We start from the raw sequence: 8,758 nt of genomic DNA, 5'->3' as shown, positions 1-8,758 counted from the left end.
GGTGGCTCCCCCCCCCGCCGGTCCTGCCCCCCGGGCGGCCCGCGGGGGGCTGGGTGGGCGGCCCCAGGCACAGCGCCCCGTGCGCCCGGACCCGTTCGCGCAGTTCCCGGTCCGCCGTGACCACGACGCAGCCGCGCTCCGCGTGGGCGGCGGCCAGTTCCACGATCCGGTCGTCACCGCTCCCGGGCGCCGGGTCCACCCGTACGCCGGGCACGGACTCGACGCCCCGGGCGGCGCCCTCGACGACCAGGATGATCTCCTCGATCTCGTCGATCTCCCCGGCCGCCCCGGCCGCCCCGCCGCCGAGCGGGTCGCGCCGTGCGAGGCGGTCGCGCAGCCGCTCGGCAGCGCCGCGCCGGTCCCGCCACCAGCCGTCCGGTACGGAGCCGACGACGTTCGCGGCGTCCACGATCAGCACGCTCATGAGCCCAGTATGGGCGGGCCCCCTAGAAGTCGCCGTAGTTGACCTGCCAGGTGGGCAGGCCCATCCGGCGCCAGACCGCGACCACCCGGTCCCGGTCGTCGAGCGACACCCGCACCGCGTACCGGTGGCGCACGTGCGCGTCGAACAGCTCCGCCTTCACCACGTCGTCACGGCGCGTGTCGCCGAGCGGGCGCATCCACAGCTCGTCGTACGGCACCTCGTGCCGGCGCAGCCAGGCCTCCGTCTGCGGGCGGTGCTCCTCGCCGCGGCCGGACAGCAGCACGATCGTGTCGCCCTCGGCGCGCCGGAACGCGTCCAGCGCGCAGCGCACCGGCTCGTTCAGCACGTCGATCTCGCAGCGCGAGAAGTCGTACGGGCTGCGGTCGCCGGTCAGCGCGAGCGTGCCGTCGATGTCGCACATCACCGCCGAGGGGAGCGCCGGGTCCGGCACGTACGGCTGGACCGCGGGCCGGTCGTTCAGCCACTCCGCGGTGAGCCGCCAGCCGCCCTTCTTGGCGTTGATCCGCTTGTCGTTCAATATCCGGATGACCTCTTCGCCGACCGGCCGCTCCCTCGCGGCGTCGCGGCGCAGGCACTCCTCCACCGGCACGTCGGTGAAGTCGTGCACCACGAAGGTCGCGCGCCCGGCGACCGCCGCCTTGAGCCGCTTGGGGATGTGCGAGGTCAGGTGCGTGTTGTCGACGACCACGTCGAAGCCGTCGTCGACGGCCGCTCGCACGGCCGCGTCCTGGACGGCCAGGACGGTCTGCTCGTGCCGGTACGAGCGGCCGCGCTCCGGGTCGGGCAGGTCGAGCATGGCCCGCAGGTCGTCCAGGTTGACGCGGCGCATCCGGCCCGCGGCCTCGGCCTGCAGGGCGCGCGCGGCCGTCGTCTTCCCCGAGGCCGGCAACCCCGTCATGACGTGGACGACGGGGCGTGCGGGTTCTTCGGACACTGGTCAGTTCTCCTCATCGGTCGTGAAGGGGTCGGACGCCTCCGGCCGCACGTCCCGCCATACGACGAGCTCGGTGGACCGGCCGTCCAGGCGCAGGAACATCGCCGCACGGATCCAGCGGTCCGGCAGCGCCTTCGCTGCGCGCGCGAACGCGGCGCGGTCGGCCGCCAGATGGGCGAGCCGCGCGTACGCCTCGTCGATGGCGTGCTCACGGCGTGCCGCCGCGTCCTCCAGGCGGGCGACCACCTCGCGGACCCAGGCGTCGAACTCGTCCGGCACCTGCTCCAGCAGCGCTTCGAGCGGCTTGCCGCCCGAAGCCTCGATGTCGGCGGCGGTGCAGTTCAGCCCCTGCGCCAGCTCCTTGGCGGGCAGGCCGGCGAAGCGTTCGATGCCGTGGTGGCGCCAGATGTCCCGCTCCGTGACACCGGTGACCAGCTTGTGCAGCCGTACGTACTCGGACAGCTTGGCCTTCGCGCGCACGCCGGAGGCGAAGCGCAGGACGAAGCCCTCGGCGTCGGTGCCGGCCGCGCTCTCGCCGCCGGGCAGCGTGTTCGACTCGGCCAGGGCCAGCAGTTCGGCGAGCGGCATGGCGGGCCACACCGTGACGACGGACCCGATGCCCTGCCAGTGGACCGCGGCCTCGGCGAGCGGGACCTCGGTGCCGTCCGGGCCGAACGCGGCGAGGAGCACCAGGTCCCGGCGGTCGCCGTAGTCGACGACGATACGGTTCTGCGGGTAGAGGACCTCCGCCAGGTAGGTCACGCCGGGGACGAGGGCCGAGGTGTCCCGGCCGTCGAGGTGGCGCCGGCCCCAGGTGGCCTGGGTGCTGATGAAGGAGCCCTTGGACGCGACGTGCCAGTTGCCCGCGTAGTGGAAGACCACGGCGAGGCTGCCGTCGACCTTGTCGTACACCTCGAACGGCTCGTCGGGCAGGGCCGGTGCGTAGGGCCGGCCGGCCTCGTGCTCGCCGACGTTGAAGAACTTCGGCAGCGGCAGCGCGACGATGGCGCCGGTGGCGTCGTCGGCGACGAGTCCGCGGCAGCGCATCGTCACCCGGCTCCAGACCTGCTCGTACTGTGCCGTCCTCGTGTACGTGTAGATGGACAGCGGCAGTTCGGGGTGTGCCTTGCGGGTCACGTGCCCGGCGTCGATGGCGGCCGCGAGCTCCTGCTGCGGCAGCAGGTCGTGCAGCGTCGGGTAGGCCTGGTTCTGGCCCATGGGTTCCTCCCGGTTCGAGATGGCTCATTCTCGCGTGCGGGAGGGGCGGCCCGGTACCGAATTATCGCTGGTCCGAGCTAGTGCGAGACGCAGAGCTCGTTGCCTTCCGGGTCGGCGAGCGTGGTCCAGGCGAAGGGACCCTGGCGGCCCTCGTGCAGGTGGCGGGCGCCCTTGGCGATCAGGCGGGCCACGACGTCCTGCGGCTCGTCGGAGCCGGTGCGGACGTCGAGGTGGACACGGTTCTTGACCGTCTTCGGCTCGGGGACGAGCTGGAACAGGACACGGGGTGCGCGTTCGAGGCCCTCGGGGTGGCGGATGGCGGCGCCGGCCTTCCAGACGAGGGCTCCGTCATGGGTGGTGGTGTCGTCCTCGCCGGCCCGGCCTTCGGCGATCATCTTGCGGATGAACTCCGCGTCGGTCCGCTCGACTTCCCAGCCGAGGGCGTCGGCCCACCAGTCGGCGAGGGAATGCGGGGCGGCGGAGTCGACGGTCACCTGGAACGTGTAGGCCATGGGCCGACCCTACTCCGGGTCGTTCGGTCGGTGCCGGTGGTGCGGCGGGTACGGTTTCTGCCGGATGTCCCTTTCGGAACGGGGTGGGCGCATGGACTTCGGCCACGTGGGGCGGGTGGTCATCGCCGACGACGAGCCCGTCGTCCGCAGGGCGCTGCGCACGGCCGTGGAGTCGACGGGGGAATTCCGCGTGGTCGCCGAGGCCGCCGACGGACACGAGGCGGTGGAGGCCGTACGCGCGCACCTGCCGGACATCCTGCTGCTGGACGTCCGGATGCCGCGGATGGACGGGGTGGGGACGACGGCCGCCTTGCGCGCACCCCGGCCGGAGGAGGACGCGGTCGCGGACGCGGCTGCGCAAGCGGAGGAGGATGCCGGGGCGGGGTCGGAGGCGGCCGCCGGGGCGGGCACGCGCATCCTCCTCACGACGGGCTTCGGGCTCGACCGCGACGTGGAACGGGCCCTGGTCCTCGGCGCGGACGCGTTCCTCCCCAAGGACGCCCCGCGCGGGGAACTGCTGGCCGCCCTGCGCGCGGTGCGGGACGGGGACGCCGTGCTGTCCCCGCAGGCGCTGCGGCAGGTCCTGGACGCACTGGGCCCGCCGACCGGCGCACAGCGCCTGCGGGCGCGGGCGCGGTGGGAGGGCCTGCCGCCGCGGGAGGCCGAGGCGCTGGGGCTGGTCGCCGCGGGGCTGTCGAACCGGGAGATCGGCGAACGGCTGCACCGTACGGAGGAGTCGGTGCAGGCGCTGGTCGGCCGGGTGCTGGCCGAGCTGGGCGCGGCGAGCCGGCTGGAGCTCGCGCTGCTGGCCCGTACCGCGGGCTCCGGGGCGCAGGGCCCGCAGGGGTGACCGGCGTTCCGGCGCGGCGCGGGTTCCTGCGGCCGTTGGCCGCGCTGCTCTTCCCGCCGGGGCCGCAGGACGGGAGCGGTCCGCACGGGGTGCTGCCGGCGCTGCTGATCGGGCTGACGTTCGTGAGCGGGGTGGTCGACGCGGTGAGCTTCCTCGGGCTCGGCCACGTGTTCGTCGCCAACATGACCGGCAACGTGGTCTTCCTGGGTTTCGCGCTGGCCGGGGACCGCTCGCTGTCGGCCGCGGCCTCGCTGCTGGCCGTCGCCGCCTTCCTGGCCGGCGCCCTGGCCGGGCGGCTGCGCCGCGGCGGGGAGCCGCAGCGGATGTTCGCCCCGCTGGTCGCGGCGCAGGCCGTCCTGGTCGGCGGGGCGCTCGCCCTGACGGCGGGCGGGGCCGGGCCGCTGCCGGTGGTGGCCGTGCTCGCGCTCGGGATGGGCCTGCAGAACGCCGTCGTGCTCCGGCTGGCCGTGCCCGACCTGACGACGACGGTGGTCACCCGGACGCTGACGGGCCTGGCCGCCGAGCCCTGGGACCGCACGGCGCTGCGGCGGCTCGTGTCGGTGGCGGTGCTGCTCTGCGGGGCCCTGGCGGGCGGGCTGCTGACGCTGCACCACGGATCCGGCTGGGCGCTGGCCCTGGCGGTGGTCCTGCTTGTGTGGATCGCCCTGGCTTCGGCCCTGACCCCACCCGAACACCGCGGCCGCGGCGCACTCTAGTGCGCGTCGGTCGGACGGGTCCGGGCCGGGTGGGAGGTGAGGAGGGCGGTGAAGGTCAGCAGCCAGGCGCCCGCGGCGATCCAGAGGAGGACGGCGCCCAGCGGGCGCAGCCATCCGACTCCGGTGGGCGCGGCCGCCGAGAGGCAGGCGGTGGCCGTCATTCCGAGGGGGAAGACGGTCGCCCAGCGGCGGATGTCGTAGTGCGGCCGCCACCGGCGCAGCTCGGCGGCGAGCAGGAGCGCGTACCAGGCGAGGGACAGCGCCAGCGTCACCAGCGTGGCCGTGCGCAGCGCCGTGTGCGCCGAACCGGCCCATACGGGGGATGCGGTGAGCTTCGACGCCGCCAGTGCCGAGATGGCCAGTGCGCCGCCCGCCACCCAGTGGTCGCCGGCGCCCCGCAGCACCTCGCCGAAGTCGAAGTGCACGAGGGCCACCGCGTACAGCACCAGGCCGAGGCAGAAGGCGGCCAGGGCCGTTCGGGCGAGCCAGTCGTGGTGGAGGGCGGCGGCCAGGGTGGCCGCGAGGACGGCGAGCCCCTGGGTGGCCACGCAGACGAGGAACGCCCCGCCGGGCATCCGCCGTTGCCAGTGCCCGATGACGGCGTACAGCAGTCCGGGCCACAGCAGCGCGGCCAGGGCGAGGAGGGCGGCGGCGAGGCCCTGCAGGCCGAGCAGGGAGAGCCGGGTGCCGAGGACCGTCGTGGCGGCGACGCCGGTCAGGGCGGGCGGTGTGTAGGCCTCGGTGCGGAAGCGGCCCCGGTCGGCCACGAGCCGTTCGGCGAAGTCGACGGCGAGGACGAGCCAGAGCGCGGCGGTGATGACCAGCGCGGCCAGGGACAGCACCTCGCGCCCGATCAGGTGCATGCCGATGGAGAGGATGCCGGCGGCCATGACGGCGGCGCCCGCGGCGGGAGGGAGTCCCGACCACCACGGGCGGCCGGGCAGGGAGAACGCCTTCACCCTGCCAGCGGACACCGTCCGTACGTGCCCCGCGAGCGCGGTGGGCCACCCGGCCCACACGGCCGCGGGTTCCGGGCGGACGGCGCCCGTGCCTTGACTTCCCCGGGCCGCTGCCCGACCCTCGGCGCTCATGGGACAGCTGGACGGCAAGGTCGCGGTGATCACGGGTGGGTCGGCCGGCATCGGGCTGGCGACGGCGCACCGGTTCGTACGGGAGGGCGCGCGGGTGTTCGTCACCGGCCGCCGAGAGGCCGAACTCGCCGTCGCCGTGCGGGAGTTGGGTTCCGACGCGGTCGGGGTGCCGGGGGATGTCACCCGGGCGGCGGACCTCGACCGGCTGTATGCCGCGGTCGCGGCCGAGGGCAGGGCGATCGACGTCCTGGTGACCAATGCGGGCGGGGGAAGGGCCGGCGGAGTCGCCGAGTTCACCGAGGAGCAGTTCGACATCGTCTCGGACCTGAACTTCCGCGCGACGTTCTTCACCGTGCAGCGGGCGCTGCCGCTGTTCGGGGCGGGCGGTTCGGTCATCCTGGTCGGTTCGACGGCCGGCTCGTCGGGGTCGACCCGGTTCGGTGTGTACGGGGCCACGAAGGCGGCCGTGCGGTCGATGGCGCGCAGCATGGCGCTGGAGCTCGCGGGGCGCGGTATCCGGGTGAACGCGCTCAGTCCCGGGCCGATCGACACGCCCGCACTGTCGCGGGCTCCGGCCGCCATCCTGGAGGAGGTCACGTCCGGGGTGCCGATGGGGCGGACCGGCCGCCCCGAGGAGGTGGCCGCGGCGGCACTGTTCCTGGCGTCGCAGGAGAGCAGTTACATCACGGGCATCGAACTGTTCGTGGACGGCGGCGCCGCCCAGGTCTGACCCGCGGTGTCAGCCCGGGGCACCGGGCTCCGGGCGGGGCGCCGTGAGGGTGAACAGCGCTCCTCCGGGGTCGCGCAGGGTGACCCAGCGGTCGGTGGCGCTGGACATGACGGTCGACAGCGTGGTGCCGCCCGCGGCGGTGGCGGACGCGATGGCCTCGTCGAGTTCCGGGACCCGGAAGTACACGTGCCAGCGGGGCCTGGTCTCGGGTGCGTGCGCCGCGGCGTCGGTGATCCCGCCGTTCAGGCGGGCTACGGGCTCGCCCGCCTGCCGCAGGACGACCTGGTCGTCCTCGTAGGAGACCTCGCAGCAGCCGGGGCGGCCGGTGGCCCACTCCAGCACCTCGCCGTAGAATATCGCCGAATCGAACGCGTTCCGGGTGCGCAGCTCCAGCCAGGCGGGCGCCGGGCCGTGGCCCACCCGCCAGTCCCCGGAGACCCCGCCGGCCCAGATGCCGAAGACCGCGCCGTCGCGGTCGGCGACCAGGGCGCCGCGGCCGCCGTTGGGGAAGGAGACCGGGCCGACCGCGACGGTGCCGCTGCGTTCGCGGATCCGGTCCGCGGCCACGTCGGCGTCGTCGACGGCGAAGTACGGGGTCCACGCGGCGGCGACCGGGAGGTCCGCGGTGAGGGTCCCGATCCCGGCCACCGGCACGCCTTCCAGTTCGGCGACCGTCCACCCCTCGCCGAGCCGGGCGGGCCGGAACTTCCAGCCGAGGACGGCGCCGTAGAACTGCTGGGTCCCCTGGAGGTCGCGGGCCATCAGGCTGACCCAGCACGGCGCGCCGAAGACCTCCCTCGTCGAAATCTCCACCGCTCGCTCCGTCCGTCGCCCCGTGCCATCCTCGCGTCCGGGCCGCCGCCCCGCACGTCGGCGGGCGGGGCCCGGCCGGGCCCGCTCAGCGGCCGGCCGCGGCGCCCTGCCCGGTGATCAGGTCGACGAGGGCGGGGATGCCCCCGTCCGCGAGGACCTTGCGCTGCCGGTCCGCGGGCGTTCCCCGCCGCAGGAGCCGGTGGAGCAGGGAGCCCACCTCGCGCTGGTCCCCGGCCTCCTCCAGGGCGGGGGTGATGTACTTCATCAGCAGCCACAGCACGTCGCCGGCGCTGCGCTGGTGGCCCTGCGGGTCGACGAGGGTGCTCTCCAGGCCGTGCCGGGCCGCGTGCCACATGGCGCCGCCCAGCAGCTCGGCCGAGCACTCCGGGGCGGGCACCCCCGCCTTCTCCTCGGCGATGGCGGTGCTGACCAGCGCCCGGACGATCCCGGTGAGCAGCACCGCGTCGGTGGCGTCCAGCTGCACGTCCAGGCACCGCACCTCCAGCGTGGGGTAGCGGTCGGAGAGTCTGGCCTGCCAGTAGATCTGGCCCCGGTCGGCGATCACACCCGCCTCCAGCAGCGCCTCGATGCGCTCCTCGTAGTCGGTGAGCGTACGGAAGTACGGCGGCGGGCCGCTGACCGGCCAGCGGCCGAAGACGATCGTGCGCCAGCTCGCGAATCCTGTGTCGCACCCCTCCCAGACGGGCGAGTTCGCCGACATGGCGAGCAGCGTGGGCAGCCAGACGCGCAGCCGGTTGAGGGCCGCCACGCCCGTCTCCCGGTCGGGCACCGCCACGTGGACGTGCATGCCGTTGATCAGCTGCTCGTCGACGAGACGGCAGGCTTCCTCGCGCATCTTGAGGTACCGGGGCTTGCGGGTGACCGGGACGGGCTCCGCGTCCCGCAGGGGCGCGGTGGCGGAGGTGCCGAGGCGGCAGCCGTGCGATTCGGCCGCGGAGCCGACGGCGTGCCGCAGCCGCAGCAGGTGGCCCGCGACCTCGTCCAGCCGGGTGCAGACGGGGGTGGCGACCTCGATCTGGGCCTGGAGCAGTTCGTTCTGCACCTCGCCGTCGTCGACCCACGGCCCGAGGCCGGCCGCGGCCCGCACTTCCTCCGCCCGGGACACGGGCAGATGGGTGACGGGATCCAGCAGGACGTACTCTTCCTCAACCCCGACCGTGATCATGTCGCGCCGGACTCCTGCCTCGATCGCTGAGGTCGCCGCCGCGGTCGCGGCCGTCGCGGTCTCCTGGGTGTCCTCGGACACCGCCGGAAGGACGATGCGCACCAGGTTCACCTCCTCGGGTCCTCAAGGCCCCCGCACGGGCGGCGCCGGATCCGTCCGCAGTCCCGCGGGCCCTGCCCCTGCCCGGTCCGGACCGCCTCGTTCGGGGCGGGCCGGCCGGCGGGGGCGCGGGGCGCGGGCGGGTGCGTCGGGGGGATCTGGCT

The 8,758-nt window shown here is 74.8% G+C and carries 10 protein-coding genes; 3 read left to right on the top strand and 7 right to left on the bottom strand.

Annotation, left to right across the window (positions count from 1 at the left end; all coding sequences use genetic code 11):
* The 4 genes from ACFXA3_RS25905 to ACFXA3_RS25890 all read right to left on the bottom strand — a co-directional run.
* The coding region (locus ACFXA3_RS25905) for a hypothetical protein (RefSeq protein WP_385190648.1) at positions 1–424 on the bottom strand (424 nt) is incomplete at its 3' end.
* A 22-nt stretch (positions 425–446) separates the two neighbouring features.
* Positions 447–1,379: an AAA family ATPase gene (locus ACFXA3_RS25900; RefSeq protein ID WP_385190647.1), complete on the bottom strand. Its 933-nt coding sequence runs from the start codon at positions 1,377–1,379 to the stop codon at positions 447–449.
* A 3-nt stretch (positions 1,380–1,382) separates the two neighbouring features.
* Positions 1,383–2,597: an RNA ligase gene (locus ACFXA3_RS25895; protein ID WP_385190645.1), complete on the bottom strand. Its 1,215-nt coding sequence runs from the start codon at positions 2,595–2,597 to the stop codon at positions 1,383–1,385.
* Between the two features lie 77 nt (positions 2,598–2,674).
* A complete protein-coding gene (locus ACFXA3_RS25890; RefSeq protein WP_385190644.1) occupies positions 2,675–3,109 on the bottom strand; it encodes a VOC family protein in 435 nt (144 codons plus the stop codon).
* A 91-nt stretch (positions 3,110–3,200) separates the two neighbouring features.
* On the opposite strand from ACFXA3_RS25890, the gene ACFXA3_RS25885 reads away from it, so the two are divergent.
* Positions 3,201–3,959: a response regulator gene (locus ACFXA3_RS25885; protein WP_385190643.1), complete on the top strand. Its 759-nt coding sequence runs from the start codon at positions 3,201–3,203 to the stop codon at positions 3,957–3,959.
* Positions 3,956–4,675, top strand: a complete 720-nt coding sequence (locus tag ACFXA3_RS25880; RefSeq protein WP_385190642.1) for a YoaK family protein — start codon at positions 3,956–3,958, stop codon at positions 4,673–4,675. Before ACFXA3_RS25885 ends, ACFXA3_RS25880 begins: the two co-directional genes overlap by 4 nt.
* Here ACFXA3_RS25880 and ACFXA3_RS25875 read toward each other — a convergent pair.
* The gene (locus ACFXA3_RS25875; RefSeq protein WP_385190641.1) at positions 4,672–5,649 is read right to left on the bottom strand and encodes a hypothetical protein; all 978 of its coding nucleotides are present in this window, start codon (positions 5,647–5,649) and stop codon (positions 4,672–4,674) included. The two genes, ACFXA3_RS25880 and ACFXA3_RS25875, sit on opposite strands and share 4 nt — an antisense overlap.
* A 115-nt stretch (positions 5,650–5,764) precedes the next feature.
* Between ACFXA3_RS25875 and ACFXA3_RS25870 the strand changes: the two genes are divergently transcribed.
* On the top strand, positions 5,765–6,496 hold the full coding sequence (locus ACFXA3_RS25870) for an SDR family NAD(P)-dependent oxidoreductase (RefSeq protein WP_385190640.1): 732 nt from the start codon (positions 5,765–5,767) through the stop codon (positions 6,494–6,496).
* Positions 6,497–6,505: 9 nt separating this feature from the next.
* Here ACFXA3_RS25870 and ACFXA3_RS25865 read toward each other — a convergent pair whose 3' ends face one another.
* Positions 6,506–7,258 carry a VOC family protein gene (locus tag ACFXA3_RS25865; protein ID WP_385190651.1) on the bottom strand — a complete coding sequence of 251 codons (753 nt, stop codon included), beginning with the start codon at positions 7,256–7,258 and terminating at the stop codon, positions 6,506–6,508.
* Between the two features lie 136 nt (positions 7,259–7,394).
* Complete coding sequence (locus ACFXA3_RS25860) at positions 7,395–8,495, bottom strand: glutamate--cysteine ligase (RefSeq protein ID WP_385190650.1); 1,101 nt, start codon at positions 8,493–8,495, stop codon at positions 7,395–7,397.
* Positions 8,496–8,758 lie beyond the last annotated feature (263 nt).

Source organism: Streptomyces sp. NPDC059456 (genome assembly GCF_042750055.1).
Classification (GTDB): domain Bacteria; phylum Actinomycetota; class Actinomycetes; order Streptomycetales; family Streptomycetaceae; genus Streptomyces.
This window is presented reverse-complemented; position numbering and strand designations above follow the sequence as displayed.